Consider the following 18,265-nt stretch of genomic DNA (forward strand, 5'->3'; position numbering starts at 1 on the left):
GCGGGAGCCTCCCTCCAGGCTCCCGCACGACGCACACTATTACACAGTGCGCACTAGCGGGGCCGTTCCGCAGCGTGTCGTGCGAGGGGGCCCGACGACAGCTCCGGCACGGCGCGGGCGCTGGTCGGACCGGGACGCCGGTCAGGCGGGGACGGCGCTCCAGGCGATGCCGTCGAGGATGTCGTGCTCCGACGTCACGACCTCGGTGAGCGCACCTCCGGCTGCGGCCACCTCGTCGCGCACGCGCGTGACGACGTCGTGCCACACCAGCGCGCCCGCACCGATCACGTCGACGCGGCCGGGATGCATGAAGCCGAGCGCCGCGCGGCCCTCGCGGGTCCGCCCGAGCAGGTCGTCGCAGGCCGCGAGCACGGTGTCGACCGACAGCACGGCCCCGTCGATGCGCTCGGGCCGGTAGCGGTCGAGCCCCAGCGCGTGCGCGGTCACCGTCGTCACCGACCCGGCGAGACCCACGAGCGTCACGGCCTTGCCGAGCGGCACGACCCCCGCGGCCACGTCCAGCGCGGCGGCGACGTCGGCGTGCGCACCCGCGACCTCGTCGGACGTCGGCGGGTCGGACAGCAGGTGACGCTCGGTGAGGCGCACGCAGCCGACGTCCATCGAGTACGCCGCCTCCGGCGCCGAGGTGCCGAGCACGAGCTCGGTCGAGCCGCCACCCAGGTCCACCACGAGGAACGGGCCGGGGTGGGTCGCCGCGAGCACGCCGGTCGCGCCGCGGAACGACAGCGCGGCCTCCTCCTCGCCCCCGACGACCTCCGGCTCGACGCCCAGCAGCGACCGCACGCCGTCGACGAAGTCCGCGCGGTTCTCCGCGTCGCGCGACGCCGACGTCGCGACGAACCTGATCGCCTCGACGCCCAGGTCGTCGCACACGTCCGCGTACCGGCGCGCCGCGTCGAGCGTCCGCGCGAGGGCCTCGGGAGCGATCCGGCCGGTGCGGTCGACGCCCTGGCCGAGCCGGACGACCTCCATGCGCCGGTCCAGGTCGACGAGCGTCCCGGCGCCCGGGTCGACGTCGGCCACCAGGAGCCGGATGGAGTTGGTCCCGCAGTCGATGGCAGCCACACGCGTCACCGGCACATCCTCGCACCCGGCGCGAGCCACCTCGCGCCGGACCCGACGCACGTGCGGCCGAGGACGTGACGCGGGCGCCCCGGTCAGCAGGTGCAGCGGTCGGGGCGCCACTCGTCGCGCACCAGGGCCAGGACCTCGTCGCCGATCGGGTTGACGCCCGGACCGGCCGCGAGCGCGTGCCCCGCGAGCACGTGCAGGCACTTCACGCGCGTCGGCATGCCGCCCGCCGAGATCCCGGCGATCTCCTCGACGTGCCCGAGCTCCTCGCGGTCCGCGAGGTACGCCTCGTGCGCGCGGCGGTACGCGGCCGCGAGCTCCTCGTCCTCCGTGAGCCGCGCCGTGAGGTCCTTCATGAGCCCCGACGCCTCGAGCGTGCTCACCGCCGCGACCGCGGGCGGGCACGTGAGGTAGTACGTCGTCGGGAACGGCGTGCCGTCGTCGAGCCGGGGCGCCGTCCGGACGACGAGCGGGCGCCCGCACACGCAGCGCGCGGCGATCCCCACGACACCGCGCGGAGGGCGGCCGAGCTGCTCGGCCAGCACGACGAGGTCCTGGTCGGTCACGGCGGTGGCGGCGGTCGGGGTCACGACGGTCCGATCGGGTCGGGGGCGGTGGTCGGGCGCCGGCGCGGCACCCGCTGTACGCATTCTCCCCCGGCCGACGACGCGAGCCCGCACCGACCGCCGGGCCGGCGGCTCGTGGCCGCTCGCGCACCCCGTCGTCAGGGGCGTCGAGGCGCCCGCGTCGCGCGGCCTACGGCGCCGGCGTCGGCTGCGTGCCGCCGTCGGGCGTCGTGGGCTGCTCGGTCGTCGGGGCACGCTCCTGGCTCGGCGCGGTGCCGGCGATCTCGACCGACTGCCACACGGACGTGTACCAGGGCTGGGTGGCGCTCTCGTCGAGCACCGTGGACGACGGGCCCGGGTCGACGGCGGGCGTGTCCGGCACGGACTCGGGGTCGAGGACGCGGAACGCCTTCTCCCCCGGCAGGACGAAGGACAGGCGCTCGCGGGCCTGCGCGGCGACGTAGGCCGGGTCGTCCCACCGCCCCTTCTCGGCCTCGAGGTCGGCGTTGCGCCGCTCGGCGGCGGCGACCTGCGCACGCAGCTCGGCGAGCTCCTGCTGCTGCTGCAGGTAGGAGTGCAGCGTCGGGTAGACCAGCACGAACGCGAGGAGCAGGACGAGCGAGAAGACGAGGACGCGCACGGTGAACAGCCGGGGCAGGCGCACCTGCACGCGCTCGGTCCTCGGGGTGCCGCGCGGCGGTGTCGCCGACGACCCGCGCGAGGCGGGGCGGGCGGACGCCGAGGGACGCGCCGACGGACGCGACCCGCTCGGCGGTCCCCCGACGCGGGGCACCGGACCGGACCGCGGTGCGGACGGGCGCGTCGCGGCACGGGCCGACGGGTTGCCCGTCGCGGGGGTGCCGGCCGCCGGCGTCGCGGGAGCCGGCCGGGGCGACGCCGGGCGTCGACCCGGGCCGCTCGGCGGCACGGGACGGCGCGGGGAGGGCATGGCGTCGATTGTGCCCTGCGGCGACGCCACCAGCCCGGACGTGCCTCGGGCGGGTCGCGCCCGGGACGGCCGAGGCCGGCCCCCCGCGTGGGGTGACCGGCCTCGGGTCGTGCGTGCGGGCTCAGCCCTGGCGGAACCGCGGGAAGGCGGAACGCCCGGCGTAGCGGCCGGCGTCGTCCAGCTCCTCCTCGATGCGGAGCAGCTGGTTGTACTTGTTGATGCGCTCGCCACGGGCGGGGGCACCGGTCTTGATCTGGCCCGCGTTGGTCGCGACGGACAGGTCGGCGATGGTGGTGTCCTCGGTCTCGCCGGAGCGGTGCGAGGTCATCGTCGTGAAGCCGTTGCGCTGCGCGAGCGTCACCGCGTCGAGCGTCTCGGTGAGCGTGCCGATCTGGTTGAGCTTGACCAGCAGCGAGTTCGCGGCCTTGAGCTCGATGCCCTTGGCCAGGCGCTCCGGGTTGGTGACGAACAGGTCGTCGCCGACGATCTGCACCTTGTCGCCCACCAGGCCGACGAGCTGCGACCACGTGCCCCACTCGTCCTCGGACAGCGGGTCCTCGATGGAGACCAGCGGGTAGTCGGCCACGAGCTGCTCGTAGTAGGCCACCATCTCGTCGGGCGTGTGCGCACGGCCCTCGAACTGGTAGGCGCCGTCCTTGAAGAACTCCGTCGCCGCGACGTCGAGCGCGAGCGCGACGTCGGTGCCGGCCGTGAAGCCGGCCTGCTCGATCGCGACGAGGATGAGGTCGAGCGCGGCGCGGTTCGACTCGAGGTTCGGCGCAAAGCCGCCCTCGTCGCCGAGGCCCGTCGCGAGGCCCTTCGACTTCAGCACGGACTTGAGCGAGTGGTAGACCTCGGTGCCGGTCCGCAGCGCCTCGCGGAACGTCGTGGCGCCGATCGGGGCGACCATGAACTCCTGGATGTCGACGTTGGAGTCGGCGTGCGACCCACCGTTGAGGATGTTCATCATCGGGACGGGCAGGACGTGCGCGTTCGGGCCGCCGATGTAGCGGAACAGCGGCAGGTCGGCCGAGTCGGCCGCGGCCTTCGCGACGGCGAGCGAGACGCCGAGGATCGCGTTGGCGCCGAGCTTGCCCTTGTTCGGGGTGCCGTCGAGGTCGATGAGCGCGGCGTCGACGAGACGCTGCTCGGTGGCCTCGAAGCCGATGAGCTCGGGGGCGATGTCGTCGATGACCGCGTTCACGGCCTCCTCGACGCCCTTGCCCAGGTAGCGGGACTTGTCACCGTCGCGGCGCTCGACGGCCTCGAACGCACCGGTCGACGCACCCGAGGGCACAGCGGCGCGGGCGATGGTGCCGTCGTCGAGGGCGACCTCGACCTCCACGGTGGGGTTGCCGCGCGAGTCCAGGATCTCGCGGGCGCCGACGGCCTCGATGCTGGCCATGGGTGCTCCTTCGACGAGCGGGTGGGTTTACGACCTCACCCTAGTGGGGTCGCCGGAGGACCGTGCTGGGACGTCCGGCCTTGGACACGGCTGCGCCGCGCGGGTAGGGGCTCGCCCCTGTCCCCCGCGCGGCGCAACGCCGGTGCTCCGTCTGCGGTCAGCGCACCACGCATGCCGTGCCGTTGAGGCCGGCCGCCGTCGGATTCGCGGCCGGCGTCGCCGTCGACGTGCCGATGAACCCGAACGTCGTCGACCCGCCGGAGGCGGCGAGCCGGGAGTTCCACGACAGGTTCGTCGCGGTGACGGTGCTGCCGGACTGCGTCGCGGCGGCGCTCCAGACCTGCGTGAGCCGCTCGCCCGCACCGAACGTCCACCGGACGGTCCAGCCGTCGACGGCCGTGGGGCCGGTGTTGACGACCGTCACCTGCCCGACGAACCCGCCCGGCCAGGCGCTGGTCACCTGGTAGTCGACGATGCACGCCCCGCCCGACGTCGGCGTGGGCGTGGGGGTGGGGGTCGTCGGGGTGGGGGTGGGCGTCGTCGGCGTGGGGGTGGGGGTCGTCGGCGTCGGGGTGGGGGTCGTCGGCGTCGGGGTCGGCGTGCCCTCGATCCGCGACGGGTCGACGAGGCCCCAGTACGCGGGCTTGGCCGTGAGCGTCCCGTCGAAGAGCAGCGGCGCGGCACCCGAGCGCAGCCACGTGCGGCTGTCGTCGAGACCCCACAGGGTGACCGACGTGAGCGACGACGCGTGCTTCTTCAGCATCGCGAAGACGTCCCGGTAGTAGTACCCCTGCTCGACCAGCCGGGACTGCGGCGGGGTCGTCCACGACTCCCCCGACGACGTGTAGGTCGACACGTCGAGCTCGGTGACGGCCTGCGTCACGGGCAGGGCCTCGAACGCGGTGATCGTCGCCTCCATGCCGGAGATCGACCGCCCGACCTCGACGTGCAGCTGGTGGCCGACGCCGTCGACGGGCACGCCCTGCGCCAGCAGATCCTCGACGAGCGCGAGGTACGGCGCGCGCTTGTTCGAGAACTCGGTGTTGTAGTCGTTGATGAACAGCAGCACGTCGGGCCCGAACGCGGCGCGCGCGTAGCGGAACGCGTCGGCGATGTACGACGGGCCGAGCACGCGGTACCACTCGCTGCGGCGCAGGCCGTCGGCCTGGTTCTCGTCGATCACCTCGTTCACGACGTCGATCGCGAAGATCGGGTTGCCCGCGGTGCCGTACTCGCCGTACGTGGTCCGGAAGTGGTCCGCGAACGTCTGGATGTGCGTCTGGAGCCGCGACCGGAGCAGCGCCTGGTCCTCGGCGCTCGTCGTGAGCGCGGAGCCGTCGGCGCGCTGGAAGAACCACGCCGGCGTCTGCTGGTGCCACAGGAGCGTGTGCCCGTAGACGGGGAGGTCGTGGTCGACGGCGTAGTCGACGATCTGGTCGGCGCCGGCGAACGTCCAGGTGCCCTCGGTGGGGTGCGTCGCGTCGGGCTTCATCGCGTTGCCGACGGTGACCTGGCCGAAGTGGCGCAGCAGCAGGTCGGACCGGGCACCGAGCGTCTCGGGCGCCTCGACCGCCGCGCCGAGCGGGAACGACGAGGCCCACGTCTCGCGCAGCGACGGCAGCGTCAGGTCGGGCGTGAGGGCGGTGCTGGTGACGAGGACGTCGTCGACGAGCAGGTCGGCGAGCGAGCCGGTCGTCTCGACGTAGAGCGACGCGGTCGCGAACGGGCCCGGCGTGTAGGACCCGGTGACCTGCGCCCAGGAGCCCGAGCTCACGCTGCTGTTCGTCGCGATCGTGTCGTACGACGTGCCGCTCGGGTTGTCGCGCTGCGCGGACAGGCGCACGCCGGCGACGCCCGACGACCCGTTCGGCAGCCGCACCCACGCCGACACGGTGTACGTCGTGCCGGGCTCGAACAGGGTCGTGACGTCACGCGCGGTGCCGTTCCAGGAGGCCGTGCGGCCGGTGACCTTGAGGCTCTGCGTGCCCCGCGGGGCGTCCGTGCTGTCGAGCGCGACGGTCGCAGCGCCGCGTCCGCCCCAGCCGGCGAGCCCCGACTCGAAGTCGTCCGAGAGCACGGTGACGGTCGCGGCGGCGGCGGGCTGCGCGCGCAGCGCGGCGAGCACGCCGGTGAGGACGAGCGCGAGGGCCGCGACGAGGACGGTCGCGGTGCGCAGCGGCGTGCGGGTGCCGGGGTGGACCATGCGGGGTCGCTCCTTCGCGACGGCGGCGGGGGCGCGCGCGACGCTACGGAGCGGCTCGTCCGGCGGTCCAGGTGTGAAGCGTTTCGACCGCGCGTCCGCCCAGGTCGCACGGGTTTCGTGCCGCGACGACGACCTCCCGGCACGCGTACGGGCGGTGCGCGTCGGTGCGCACCGCCCGCAGCGGTCTCCTGCCGGTCGGGGGTCACCGGCCAGGACGGTCACACGGCGTGGACGATCTTCTCCGTCTGCTCCTTGGCGTCGCCGAACAGCATCGCGGTGTTGTCCCGGAAGAACAGCGGGTTCTGCACGCCCGCGTAGCCGGTCGCCATCGAGCGCTTGAAGACGACGACCTGCTTGGCGTGCCACACCTCGAGCACGGGCATGCCCGCGATGGGCGAGCCCGGGTCGTCGAGCGCCGCGGGGTTCACGGTGTCGTTCGCGCCGATGACGAGCACGACGTCGGTGTCGCCGAAGTCGTCGTTGATCTCGTCCATCTCGAGCACGATGTCGTACGGCACCTTGGCCTCGGCGAGCAGCACGTTCATGTGCCCGGGCAGGCGGCCGGCGACGGGGTGCACGCCGAACCGGACCTCGATGCCGCGCGCCCGCAGCTTCGTCACGAGCTCCGCGACGGGGTACTGCGCCTTCGCGACGGCCATGCCGTAGCCGGGCGTGATGACGACGCGCTTGGCGTCGCGCAGCACGTCGGCGACGTCCTGCGCCGACATCTCGCGGTGCTCGCCGTAGTCCTGCGCCCCGCTGACGACCGTGCCGCCCTCGGCGCCGAAGCCGCCGAGGATGACGCTGATGAACGACCTGTTCATCGCCCGGCACATGATGTAGCTGAGGATCGCACCGGACGACCCGACGAGGGCGCCGGTGACGATCAGCAGGTCGTTGCTCAGCATGAAGCCCGCGGCGGCCGCGGCCCACCCGGAGTACGAGTTGAGCATCGACACGACGACGGGCATGTCGCCGCCGCCGATGGACGCCACCAGGTGCCAGCCGAGCGCCAGCGACACGACGGTCATGAGCAGCAGCGGCACGATCGACGGCGACGCCACGAACCATGCGCCGAGGCCCGCGCTGACGACGAGCGCGCCGAGGTTCAGCGTGTTGCGGCGCGGCAGCATGAGCGGCGCCGACGCGATCCGTGCGGACAGCTTGAGGTAGGCGACGATCGAGCCGGTGAAGGTCACCGCACCGATGAGCACGCCCAGGAACACCTCGATGAGGTGCACGGGGTCGGCGGGCTCGGTGAGGTAGGAGTTGAACCCGACGAGCACCGCGGCGAGGCCGACGAAGCTGTGCAGGATCGCGATGAGCTCGGGCATCTGCGTCATCTCGACGCGCCGGGCCTGCCACGTGCCGACGACGACGCCGACCAGCAGCACGAGCGCGATGAGGATCGCGGTGACGACGACCTGACGCTCGCTGCCGTCGAGGCTCAGCGCGACGGTGGCCGCGAGCGCGAGGCCCATGCCGACCATCCCGAACAGGTTCCCGCGACGTGCCGTCTCCTGCCGGGACAGCCCGGCGAGCGACAGGATGAACAGGACCGCGGCGACGAGGTAGACCGCCTGCGCGACGGACGTGAGCGACATCAGGCGTCCTTCCGGAACATGCGGATCATGCGGTTCGCCACGAGGAAGCCGCCGAAGATGTTGATGCTCGCGACCGCCGCGGCGACGCACGCGAGCGCGGTGACGAGCCAGTCGTCGGACCCGATCTGCAGCAGGGCGCCGACGAGGATGATCCCGGAGATCGCGTTCGTCTGGGCCATGAGCGGCGTGTGCAGCGAGTGGCTCACGTTCGAGATGACGTAGTAGCCGACGAACACCGCGAGCACGAACACCGTGAAGTGCCCGAGGAACTCGGTCGGTGCGAACGAGATCGCGAGCGCGACGAGGACCGCGGCCAGCGCGAACGTCACCGTGCGGCGCTGCTTGCGGCGCTCGGCGACCGCGTGCGCGGCGGCCTCGGCGGCGGCGATCTCCTCGAGGCTGGGCGCGGCGTCCGCGGGCGGCGGCATCGCGGCCGAGACGGCGACGGGCGGCGGCGGCCACAGCACCTCACCGGCCCGCGTGACGGTCATGCCGCGCTGCACCGGGTCGTCCAGGTCGAGGACGAGCGCGCCGTCCTTGCCGGGCGTGAGGAGCTGCATCAGGTGCACGACGTTGGTGCCGAACAGCTGCGACGTGTGCTGCGGGAGGCGCCCCGCGAGGTCCGTCCAGCCGAGGATCACGACGCCGTTCTCGGTGACGACGCGCTCCCCCGGCACGGTGAGCTCGCAGTTCCCGCCGCCCGACGCGGCGAGGTCGACGACCACGCTGCCCGGTCGCATGCCCGCGACCATCGCCGCGGTGATCGTCCGCGGCGCGGTGCCGCGCACGAGCGCGGTCGTGATGACCACGTCGGCGGCGGCCGTCTCCGCGGCGTACACGGCGGCGGTCGCGGCCTCCTGGTCCTCGGTGAGCGCCGAGGCGTACCCGTCGGCGCTGACCTGCTGCTGCGCGGACTCGGCGCGCACGAACGTCGCGCCCATCGACTCGATCTGCTCGCCGACCTCGGGCCGCACGTCGAACGCGCGCACCTGCGCGCCGAGGCTGTCGGCGGCGCCGATCGCCGCGAGACCCGCGACGCCGGCGCCGATGACGAAGACCTTCGCCGGCGGGGTCTTGCCGGCGGCGGTGACCTGGCCCGCGAACATGCCGCCGTACTCCTGCGCGGCCTCGACGACCGCGCGGTAGCCCGCGACGTTCGAGAGCGTCGAGAGCACGTCGAGGCTCTGCGCGCGGGAGATGCGCGGCACGGCGTCGAGCGAGAGGGCCGTGACCCCGCGCGCGGTGAGCGCCTCGACGAGGTCGGCCCGACCGCCGGGGTTGAGCATCGCGACGAGGACCGCGTCGGGTCGCAGCGCCGCGACCTGCTCCGCGTCCGGGGCGCCGACGGCGGTGACGACGTCCGCGCCCCACGCCTGCGCGGCGTCCCCGATGGTCGCTCCCGCGGCCTCGTAGGCGGCGTCGTCGAACGTCGCCGCGGCGCCGGCGTCGTGCTCGACGAGCACGTCGTAGCCGAGCGCGCGCAGCTGGGCGACGGTCTTGGGCGTCGCGGCCACCAGCCGCTCGCCGGGTCGCGTCTCGCGCGGCACCCCGATGGTCGTCACACGTACCTCCGTCGGTTCGGGCGACCGGGTCGTGCCGGTCACGGTGGAAGAGTATCTGGGAAAGCGCCTTCCGACGAGTGACCTTGGTCCGGGAAGGACATCGATCCTTCTGGGACGATGCGGGGTTCCCGCAGGTCGCACGGTGCGTCCCGCACACCACACGGGCGCACGTCGCCCTACAGCCCGGCCGCGCGGTGCTCCCGCTCCCACGCGGCGGTCGCGCGCCGCAGCTCGCCCTCCGCGTCGACGCCCGCCGCACGCGCCTCCGCGACGAGCGCGAGCAGCCGCTCGCCGATCGGCCCGTCGGGCGCGGGCACCGGCAGCGCCACGCGGTGACCGCCGCGCTCGGCACGGGTCACGAGCTTCTGCGCCCGCGCGAGCGCCCCCATCCCCAGCGGCACGCCGTCGAACACGGACGTGCGCTGCTTCTCCGCCCGCTTGGCCCGGTCCCAGGCGACGTGCTGGCCCTCCTCGTCGTGCACCGCCTCCGCGTCGCCGAACACGTGCGGGTGCCGGCGGACGAGCTTGGCGACGAGATCGGCGGCGACGTCCTGCACGTCGAACGGGTCGTCGGCGTCCTCCTGCGCGATGCGCGCGTGGAACACGACCTGCAGCAGCAGGTCGCCGAGCTCCTCGCGCAGCCCGGCGCGGTCGTCGGACTCGACCGCCTCGGCGAGCTCCGCGGCCTCCTCGAGCGCGTACGGGACCAGCGAGCGGTGCGTCTGCTGCGCGTCCCACGGGCAGCCGCCCGGCGAGCGCAGCCGGTCCATGACCGCGACGAGCACCGCGAGCGCGTCACCGCGCGGCGCGACGGGCCCCGCGGCGGCGTCGGCCCCGGCCATCGCGCGTCAGGACGCCGACGGGCTGGGCGCCGGTGCGGGCTCGGTGCCGTCACCCTGACCGGCGTCGGCCGCCGGCACGACGATCCAGGGCCGGGTCGTCGGCCCGACGATCGTGTTCGCGTCGTCCGCCGAGCCGAACCGCGGGTTGACCTCGACGTCGAGCTCGCCGATGCGCGCCAGGGCGTCGCCGAGCACCTCCTGCGCGTCCGGCAGGTCCTGCAGGCGCGTGTACGCGAGCGAGTACCGGGCGACGTCGATCGACGGCTGCGAGAACGTCACGTGCGCCTCGGGGTCCCGCTGCTGGGCGACCGAGTCGAGCAGCTCGACGGCCTCCTCGTCCGAGACGCCCACGCCGTTCTCCTCGGCGATCGCGGTGATCGTCGGCTCGTGCACCAGCACGGTGAGCACGTTCGACGGCGACACGTCCTGCAGGTAGGGCCGGAGCTCGTCGGACGCGAGCCGCACGTCGGACGTGGGGATCGCCGTCCCGTCGACGACCGCCGCCGCACCGGGCTGCCCCGCGCACCCGGCGAGCACGCCCGCGGCCACGCCGCCGGCGACCAGCACGCCGACCCGTCGCACGCCCGTACCCGCACGCCACTGCACCGCCACCTGGGACCTCCTGCGTCGTCGCTCGTCGATCGGCGTCATCGTAGGCGGTCCGCCCGTGCATCCCGCACCTCCCGCCGCCGTCCGGGCGCACCTGGCGTCACCCGGGGGCGACTGAGGGGTGTCGATGACTTTCCCGACAGGCAAGTCATCGATAGACTTGCCCACATGGAAAACGACTTCGAGGCCACCGACCGTGCGCCCCGGCCCACCCCGGCCGAGGCCCGCGACGCGCTCGCCGGCCTCGCGACCGACCGCGCGACGCTCGCCGCCCGCGTCGTCACGCCGTGGTGGTACCACCCGACGCTCGGGGCGGTCGTCGCGCTGATCGTCTGCACGCAGGCCCTGCCGTCCCCGGCGTCGCTCGTCCTGCTGCCCGTCGCGCTCCTCGGGCTGCCCGCGCTCGTCGTCCTCTACCGCCGGCGCTACGGCGTCTGGGTCAGCGAGCCCGCCGGTCCGCTCTCGCGGCGGATCTACCGCGCCCTGATCGTCGTCCTCGTGCTCGTCTTCGGCGCCCTGCTGGTCGTCAAGCTCACCGCGGTCGAGTACCGGTGGGTGCTGCTGCCCGCCGTCGTCGGGTTCGTCGCAGCCGTCGTGCTGGGCCCCTGGTACGACGACGCGCAGCGGCGCGAGCTCGCGACGGAGCAGCCCCGCCGATGAGCGCCGACGTCGTCCCCGCGTTCGACGAGGTCATCCACTCCCCCGCCCGGCTGCGGATCGCCGGGGTGCTGCGGCGCGGCGCGGAGCTCGAGTTCGCCGTCCTGCGCGACACGCTCGGCCTGAGCGACACGAGCCTGTCCAAGAACCTGCGGGTGCTCGCCGACGCCGGCTACGTCGACGTGCGCAAGGAGCGGTCCCCTGCCCGCAGCGACGCGCGCCGCCTCACCTGGGTGACGCTCACGCCGGACGGACGGCGCGCCGTCGAGGCGCACCTCGCCGCGCTCGCGGAGATCGCCCGCGGCTGACGGCGCGCGCGAGGTCGGACCGCCGTCCGTCGACCCCGCGTCAGCGCCCCCCGGTCCCCACGCTCGCCGCCGCCGCGACGTCGCCGAGCACGACCGCGTCGACCAGCTGCCGCGCCCACGCGAGCAGCTCGCGGCCGTGCAGCGGGCGGCCGCCGATCCTGGCCGTCGTCGGGAACGGCACCAGGACCGTGCGCGTCGCCGGCTTGAGCACCGAGCCCGGGTACAGCCGCTTGAGCCGCAGCTGCGCCGACTCGGGCAGCTCGACGGGCGCGAACCGCACGAACTTGCCCTGCGCGGTGACGTCCGTGAGGCCCGCGGCGCGGACCTTCTGCCGGAACTCGGCGACCTCGAACAGGTTGTCGACCGCCGCGGGCACCGCGCCGTACCGGTCCGCGAGCTCCGCGCGCACCTCGCCGAGCGCGGTCGCGTCGGCGGACGCCGCGATCTTCTTGTACGCCTCGAGGCGCAGCCGCTCGTGCGCGATGTAGTCGTGCGGGATGTGCGCGTCGACGGGGAGCTCGATCGTGACGTCGGGCAGCTCCTCCGGCTGGTCGCCGCGGAAGTTCGCGACGGCCTCGCCGACCATCCGGATGTACAGGTCGAAGCCCACGCCCTCGATGTGCCCCGACTGCTCGCCGCCCAGCAGGTTGCCCGCGCCGCGGATCTCCAGGTCCTTCATCGCGACGGCCATGCCCGCGCCGAGGTCGGTGTTCGCGGCGATCGTCTGGAGGCGGTCGTGCGCGGTCTCGGTGAGCGGCTTCTCCGGCGGGTAGAGGAAGTACGCGTAGGCGCGCTCGCGGCCCCGGCCCACGCGCCCGCGGAGCTGGTGCAGCTGCGAGAGGCCGAGCAGGTCGGACCGCTCCAGGATCAAGGTGTTCGCGTTGGAGATGTCCAGACCGGTCTCGACGATCGTCGTGCAGACCAGGACGTCGAACCTCTTCTCCCAGAAGTCGACGATCACGCGCTCGAGCTGGTGCTCGTTCATCTTCCCGTGCGCGACCGCGACGCGGGCCTCGGGCACCAGCTCGGTGATCCGCGACGCGGCCCGCTCGATCGACTCGACCTTGTTGTGCACGTAGAAGACCTGGCCCTCGCGCAGCAGCTCGCGGCGCACGGCCGCGCTGATCTGCTTCTCGTCGTACGCGCCGACGAACGTGAGGACCGGGTGCCGCTCCTCGGGCGGGGTCGCGAGCGTCGACATCTCACGGATGCCCGTGACCGCCATCTCCAGGGTGCGCGGGATCGGCGTCGCGCTCATCGCGAGCACGTCCACGTTGGTGCGCAGCGCCTTGAGCGTCTCCTTGTGCTCGACGCCGAACCGCTGCTCCTCGTCGATGATGACGAGCCCGAGGTCCTTGAACCGCACCTCGCCCGTGATGAGGCGGTGCGTGCCGATGACGATGTCGACGGACCCGTCGCCCAGCCCCGCGACGACCTCCTTCGACTCCTTGTCCGTCTGGAACCGCGACAGCGCCTTCACCGTCACGGGGAACGCGGAGTACCGCTCGGAGAAGGTGTCGAGGTGCTGCTGCACGAGCAGCGTCGTCGGGACCAGGACCGCGACCTGCTTGCCGTCCTGCACGGCCTTGAACGCCGCGCGCACGGCGATCTCGGTCTTGCCGTAGCCGACGTCGCCGCAGACCAGCCGGTCCATCGGGATCGGCTTCTCCATGTCGGCCTTGACCTCGTCGATCGTCGCGAGCTGGTCGGGCGTCTCGACGTACGCGAACGCGTCCTCCAGCTCGCGCTGCCACGGGGTGTCCGGACCGAACGCGTGACCCGGCGTCGCCATGCGGGCGCTGTAGAGCCGGATGAGCTCGGCGGCGATCTCCTTGACCGCCTTGCGCGCGCGGCCCTTCGTCTTGGCCCAGTCGCCGCCGCCCATCTTGTTGAGCGTCGGCGCCTCGCCGCCCACGTACTTCGTCACCTGGTCGAGCTGGTCGCTCGGCACGAACAGCCGGTCGCCGGGCTGGCCGCGCTTGCTGCTGGCGTACTCGATGACGAGGTACTCGCGCGTCGCCGCGTTCGCGCCGGTCCCGATCGTGCGCTGCACGAGCTCGACGAACCGGCCCACGCCGTGCTGCTCGTGCACCACGAAGTCGCCCGGCCGCAGCTGGAGCGGGTCGACCACGTTGCGCCGCCGGCTCGGCATGCGCCGCATGTCGCGCGTGCTGCTGCCCGCACGCCCCGTGAGGTCCGCCTCGGAGAAGAGCGCGAGGCGCAGCGGCTCGGCGACGAAGCCCGGACCGGCCGGCGCCGGCACGACGAGCACGACGCCACCCTCGGGCCGGTCGTCGACCGACGTGACCAGCCGGGCCGGCACGTCCGACGCCTTGAGCTGCTCGACCATGCGCTGCGCGGGACCGTGCCCCTCGGTCGCGAGGACCAGACGCCACCCCTGCTGCTGGAGCGCGCGCACGTCCGCGACCGCGCGCGCGACCTCGCCGCGGTACCGCTCGACGTCGCGAGCCGCGACGACGACGGTGTGCCCGTCGGCCGCGAGGTCGTCGGGCAGGACCGGCGCGGGTGCCGGCGCGTCGCCCGCGTCCGAGCCCGGCGCCCCCGACGCGACCGTCGCGTCCGCGTCGAGCGTGAACGGGCTGAGCGTCCACCAGCCGAGCCCGCGCACCGCCGACAGCGCCCGCACCTCGGCGAACGACGCGAACGACGCCGCCGACAGGTCGAGCGGCGTCGCCGCCCCCGCGGCCGCGGACGTCCACGCCGCCGCCAGGAACTCCTCGGTCGTCGCGACCAGGTCGTGCGCGCGGCGCCGCACGCGCTCGGGGTCGGCGACCACGAGCAGCGCGTCGTCGGGCACGAGGTCCAGCACCGGCACCATGCGCTCGACGAGCGCCGGGGCGAGCGACTCCATGCCCTCGACGGCGATGCCCTGCGCGAGCTTGTCGAGCATGTCGACCGCGCCCGGCAGCCGCTCGGCGAGCGACGCGGCCCGCGCGCGCACCTCGTCGGTCAGCAGGATCTCCCGGCACGGCGGCGCCCACAGCCCGTGCTGCGCGACCTCCAGGGACCGCTGGTCCGCGACCGAGAACCAGCGGATCTCCTCGACGTCCTCGCCCCAGAGCTCGATGCGCAGCGGGTGGTCGTCGGTCGGCGGGAACACGTCGAGGATGCCGCCGCGCACCGCGAACTCGCCGCGCTTCTCGACCATGTCGACGCGCTGGTAGGCCGCGCCCACGAGCCGCTCGGTGAGGTCGTCGAGGTCGACGCGGTCCCCGACGGACACCGCGACGGGCTCGAGCTCGCCGAGCCCCTCGACGACCGGCTGGAGCAGCGCGCGCACCGGCAGCACGAGCACGCGCACCGGGCCGGTCGGGCCGTCCGCGGTCGGGTGCGCGAGGCGGCGGAACACGGCGAGCCGCCGGGCGACGGTGTCCGAGCGCGGCGACAGGCGCTCGTGCGGCAGCGTCTCCCACGCGGGCAGCACGGCCACCGCGTCGTCGGGCAGGTAGCAGCGCAGCGCCGCTGCGAGCTCGTCCGCGTCCCGGCCCGTCGCGGTCACGACGACGAGCGGACGCCCCTTCGCGCCACGGCCGCCCGACCCGTCACCCGCGGTGGCGTGCACGCCCGCGAGCGCCGCGAGCAGGGGCGGCCGGATGCCGGCCGGGCCGACGACGTCGAGCTCGCCCCGCGCGGGGACGAGCGAGACGGCCTCCGCGAGCGCGGGGTCGTCGAGGAGCGCGGGCAGCAGGCCGGTGAGGTCCATGGTTCCTTCGCGGAGGGCTCGACGGAGCGCTGGCGACCGGGTCCGGGCACAGCACGAACGCCCCGGATCCGTGGGGATCCGGGGTGCACGACGAGTCTACGAGCCCCCGCCGACACCGCCCGCGGGAGGGCGTCAGCCGACCTCGGACGCGACGAGCTCCTCCGGGCCGTCGATCGCCGCGAGCGCGCGCCGCAGCGCCGTGCTCGACGTGTGCACGGTGTACGGGAAGTAGATGACCTCGACGCCGACGGCCGCGAAGTCGCGCTCGAGCCGGTCACCCTTCGGGGTGCCGCGCCAGTCGTCGCCCTTGAAGATCACGTCGAACCCGACGCTGCGCCAGGTCTCGACCTTGTCGGGCTGGACCTCGGCGACGACCTCGTCGACGTACGAGATGTGCCGCAGGATCTCCATGCGCTCGGCCAGCGGGATGATCGGCCGGCGACCCTTGGTCAGCTCGAGCACCTCGTCCGCGACCACGCCGGCGATGAGGTAGTCGCAGCGCCGCTTCGCGTGCCGGAGGATGTTGAGGTGTCCCACGTGGAACAGGTCGTACGCGCCGGGCGCGTACCCCACGATGCGTGCCATGCAACACCCTCCTGCTGACGAGACGGACCACGGGCCCGCGCCGTCGAGGACCTCCTGTCGCGGGCTGCACTGCCGCAACCCGACCAGGCGACTGTAGAGGGAATCCCCCCAACCCGGACATAGCGCACCCTCGACGTCACCCTCCCGAACCGTTTTTCACCCACTTGTCCGGCTCACGACCACGATCGGGGTCCTGCGGCTCGGCGATCGGGTGGACCTGCGGCGTCACGGTGGGCCGACCGGGCGAAAACCACCGAGGTTTCACATTTCGCCCACACCGGCGCAGGGCTTTCCGGGGCAGGATCGTCGACAATCAAGAGCACTGACCAACGGTGGGGGGCAGCTCGGGCGACGCGATCCCCGGTGTACGTCCAGCGCGGGGGTGCACCGTCAGGAGAGGGGATCAGGCATGGAGCCTGCGGAGTACCTCGCAGCGCTGCGCAAGCACTGGCTGCTCATCGGCGTGCTCGCTGCGCTCGGGTTCGCGGCCGGCTACGCCTACTCGACCACGCTCCCGTCGAGCTACCGCGCGACGTCCAGCGTGTACGTGACGGCGACCGGCACCAGCTCCCCCGGCGAGCTCGTCCAGGGCTCCACCTACGCGCTCAACCGCATCGAGAACTACGCGCAGCTCGCCACCAAGCCGTACGTGCTCGACCCCGTCATCGACGAGCTCGGCCTCGACACGACCGGACGCTCGCTCGCGAAGTCGGTGAACGTCTCCGCGCTGCTCAACGCCACGATGCTCGAGATCTCCGTCGTGTCCGGCAACCCCGAGCGCTCCGCGGACATCGCCAACGCCGTCGCCCGGCAGCTGTCCGTCGCGGTCGAGGACCTCGAGGGCGACTCGGCCGAGGGCGAGCCGAACGTCCAGATCACGCTCGTCGGCGAGGCCGCGCCCCCGTCGTTCGCGTTCGCGCCGAACACCAAGCTCAACGCGGCGACCGGCATGGCGCTCGGCCTGGTCGCGGGCGTCGTGATCGCACTGGCCCGCACCCTGCTCGACACCCGCATCCGCTCGATGAAGGACCTGCGCCGGGTCACCGACACGCCCGTGCTGTCGTCGGTGCGGTGGGACCGCAAGAACCGCAAGAGCCCGCTGCTCATGCGGCGCGACCCGTTCGGCGACCAGGCGGAGGCGTTCCGACGGCTGCGGACCAACCTGCGCTTCCTCACCATCGCGGGCCCGAGCCGGTCGATCGTCGTCACGTCGTCGCTGCCGACCGAGGGCAAGTCGACCGCCGCGATCAACCTCGCCATCGCGATGGCGGAGGGCAACCAGCGCATCCTGCTGATCGACGCCGACCTGCGGCGCCCGTCGGTGCACCGTTACCTCGGGATCGAGGGCGCGGTCGGGCTCACGACGATCCTCATCGGCGAGGCGACCGCCGAGGACGTCATCCAGCCGTGGGGCGAGGGGTCGCTCGACGTGCTGCCCGCCGGGCAGATCCCGCCGAACCCCAGCGAGCTGCTCGACTCCCCCGCGATGGGCCGGCTCCTGCAGCGGCTCGCGCTGCGGTACGACGTGATCCTGCTCGACTCCGCGCCGCTGCTGCCCGTGACCGACGCGGCGGTCCTGTCCCGGCTCACGGACGGCGCGCTCGTCGTCGTGGGCTGCCGGACCGTGCACCGCGCGCAGCTCTCCGACGCGCTCGCGTCGCTGCACGCCGTCGACGCGCGCGTGCTCGGCCTGCTGCTCAACCAGGTGTCCGCGAAGGCGTCGGGCTCGATCCTCACCTACGGCTCCACGCCGCAGTCGACCGCCAGGGCGTGGTCCCTCGGGCAGCGCACGGGCCGCCGGCGCCCCGGGAAGCACGGCACGCCCCCGCCCGTCACGCCCCCGGCACCCGCCGGGTCGTCCGCGCCGGCCGAGGTGCCGCCCGGTCCGCCGGAGACGGGTGGTGCAGCCCCGGACGCGACGCCGCCCGCGCGGCCCGCTCCCGCCGGACCCGTCGCGCCGCCGGTCCCGACCAACGGCTCCCCCGTGCCCGTCCGCACGGGCGGTGGCCCCGCCGCGACGAACGGCGCGCGCCCCACCGTGCCGGACGAGGCCCTGCTGCCCGGGCGTGAGCTCGCCGGGCTCGACGACCTGGAGCTGCCGGCCCCGCGCCCGATGGTGCAGGAGCGCGGCGCGCACGCCTCCTGGCTGTGAGGGCGTC

14 protein-coding genes are annotated in these 18,265 nt (G+C 73.9%); 3 read left to right on the top strand and 11 right to left on the bottom strand.

Annotated elements, in window-relative coordinates; genetic code table 11:
* Positions 1-141 precede the first annotated feature (141 nt).
* From OOT42_RS15850 to OOT42_RS15890, 9 genes are all read right to left on the bottom strand, one after another.
* Positions 142-1,095 (bottom strand): exopolyphosphatase, encoded by a 954-nt coding sequence (locus OOT42_RS15850; protein ID WP_273652124.1) that lies wholly within the window; start codon positions 1,093-1,095, stop codon positions 142-144.
* Between the two features lie 83 nt (positions 1,096-1,178).
* Positions 1,179-1,682, bottom strand: coding sequence for a DUF501 domain-containing protein (locus OOT42_RS15855; RefSeq protein WP_273652125.1), 504 nt, complete (start codon positions 1,680-1,682; stop codon positions 1,179-1,181).
* Between the two features lie 166 nt (positions 1,683-1,848).
* Positions 1,849-2,328, bottom strand: a complete 480-nt coding sequence (locus OOT42_RS15860; protein WP_273652126.1) for an FtsB family cell division protein — start codon at positions 2,326-2,328, stop codon at positions 1,849-1,851.
* A gap of 400 nt (positions 2,329-2,728) precedes the next feature.
* On the bottom strand, positions 2,729-4,012 hold the full coding sequence (eno, locus tag OOT42_RS15865; protein ID WP_273652127.1) for a phosphopyruvate hydratase: 1,284 nt from the start codon (positions 4,010-4,012) through the stop codon (positions 2,729-2,731).
* Positions 4,013-4,169: 157 nt separating this feature from the next.
* Positions 4,170-6,215 (bottom strand): endo-1,4-beta-xylanase, encoded by a 2,046-nt coding sequence (locus OOT42_RS15870; protein ID WP_273652128.1) that lies wholly within the window; start codon positions 6,213-6,215, stop codon positions 4,170-4,172.
* 218 nt (positions 6,216-6,433) lie between these two features.
* On the bottom strand, positions 6,434-7,819 hold the full coding sequence (gene pntB, locus OOT42_RS15875) for a Re/Si-specific NAD(P)(+) transhydrogenase subunit beta (RefSeq protein WP_273652129.1): 1,386 nt from the start codon (positions 7,817-7,819) through the stop codon (positions 6,434-6,436).
* The gene (locus OOT42_RS15880) at positions 7,819-9,381 is read right to left on the bottom strand and encodes a Re/Si-specific NAD(P)(+) transhydrogenase subunit alpha (protein ID WP_273652130.1); all 1,563 of its coding nucleotides are present in this window, start codon (positions 9,379-9,381) and stop codon (positions 7,819-7,821) included. The genes pntB and OOT42_RS15880 overlap by 1 nt, the downstream gene beginning before the upstream one ends.
* Positions 9,382-9,557: 176 nt before the next feature.
* Positions 9,558-10,223, bottom strand: coding sequence for a MazG family protein (locus OOT42_RS15885; RefSeq protein ID WP_273652131.1), 666 nt, complete (start codon positions 10,221-10,223; stop codon positions 9,558-9,560).
* A gap of 6 nt (positions 10,224-10,229) precedes the next feature.
* Complete coding sequence (locus tag OOT42_RS15890; RefSeq protein ID WP_273652132.1) at positions 10,230-10,835, bottom strand: hypothetical protein; 606 nt, start codon at positions 10,833-10,835, stop codon at positions 10,230-10,232.
* A 165-nt stretch (positions 10,836-11,000) separates the two neighbouring features.
* On the opposite strand from OOT42_RS15890, the gene OOT42_RS15895 reads away from it, so the two are divergent.
* Together OOT42_RS15895 and OOT42_RS15900 are read left to right on the top strand one after the other, a co-directional pair.
* Complete coding sequence (locus OOT42_RS15895) at positions 11,001-11,492, top strand: hypothetical protein (RefSeq protein ID WP_273652133.1); 492 nt, start codon at positions 11,001-11,003, stop codon at positions 11,490-11,492.
* Positions 11,489-11,797: a transcriptional regulator gene (locus OOT42_RS15900; protein WP_273652134.1), complete on the top strand. Its 309-nt coding sequence runs from the start codon at positions 11,489-11,491 to the stop codon at positions 11,795-11,797. The genes OOT42_RS15895 and OOT42_RS15900 overlap by 4 nt, the downstream gene beginning before the upstream one ends.
* A gap of 40 nt (positions 11,798-11,837) precedes the next feature.
* Here OOT42_RS15900 and mfd read toward each other — a convergent pair whose 3' ends face one another.
* Both mfd and OOT42_RS15910 read right to left on the bottom strand, forming a co-directional pair.
* Positions 11,838-15,521, bottom strand: a complete 3,684-nt coding sequence (gene mfd, locus OOT42_RS15905) for a transcription-repair coupling factor (protein WP_273652135.1) — start codon at positions 15,519-15,521, stop codon at positions 11,838-11,840.
* A 132-nt stretch (positions 15,522-15,653) separates the two neighbouring features.
* Positions 15,654-16,106, bottom strand: coding sequence for an adenylyltransferase/cytidyltransferase family protein (locus OOT42_RS15910; RefSeq protein ID WP_013772174.1), 453 nt, complete (start codon positions 16,104-16,106; stop codon positions 15,654-15,656).
* 409 nt (positions 16,107-16,515) lie between these two features.
* On the opposite strand from OOT42_RS15910, the gene OOT42_RS15915 reads away from it, so the two are divergent.
* Entirely contained in the window at positions 16,516-18,258 is a 1,743-nt protein-coding gene (locus tag OOT42_RS15915; RefSeq protein ID WP_273652136.1) for a polysaccharide biosynthesis tyrosine autokinase, read from the top strand.
* Positions 18,259-18,265: the final 7 nt, after the last annotated feature.

It is taken from the genome of Cellulomonas fimi, from assembly GCF_028583725.1.
Lineage (GTDB): Bacteria > Actinomycetota > Actinomycetes > Actinomycetales > Cellulomonadaceae > Cellulomonas > Cellulomonas fimi_B.

What these genes read in the sequence shown, in the direction of transcription:
- eno (WP_273652127.1), bottom strand. Translation starts at nt 4,012, where the DNA reads ATGGCCAGCATCGAGGCCGTCGGCGCCCGCGAGATCCTGGACTCGCGC.
- OOT42_RS15870 (WP_273652128.1), bottom strand. Translation starts at nt 6,215, where the DNA reads ATGGTCCACCCCGGCACCCGCACGCCGCTGCGCACCGCGACCGTCCTC.
- pntB (WP_273652129.1), bottom strand. Translation starts at nt 7,819, where the DNA reads ATGTCGCTCACGTCCGTCGCGCAGGCGGTCTACCTCGTCGCCGCGGTC.
- OOT42_RS15885 (WP_273652131.1), bottom strand. Translation starts at nt 10,223, where the DNA reads ATGGCCGGGGCCGACGCCGCCGCGGGGCCCGTCGCGCCGCGCGGTGAC.
- OOT42_RS15895 (WP_273652133.1), top strand. Translation starts at nt 11,001, where the DNA reads ATGGAAAACGACTTCGAGGCCACCGACCGTGCGCCCCGGCCCACCCCG.
- OOT42_RS15900 (WP_273652134.1), top strand. Translation starts at nt 11,489, where the DNA reads ATGAGCGCCGACGTCGTCCCCGCGTTCGACGAGGTCATCCACTCCCCC.
- mfd (WP_273652135.1), bottom strand. Translation starts at nt 15,521, where the DNA reads ATGGACCTCACCGGCCTGCTGCCCGCGCTCCTCGACGACCCCGCGCTC.
- OOT42_RS15910 (WP_013772174.1), bottom strand. Translation starts at nt 16,106, where the DNA reads ATGGCACGCATCGTGGGGTACGCGCCCGGCGCGTACGACCTGTTCCAC.
- OOT42_RS15915 (WP_273652136.1), top strand. Translation starts at nt 16,516, where the DNA reads ATGGAGCCTGCGGAGTACCTCGCAGCGCTGCGCAAGCACTGGCTGCTC.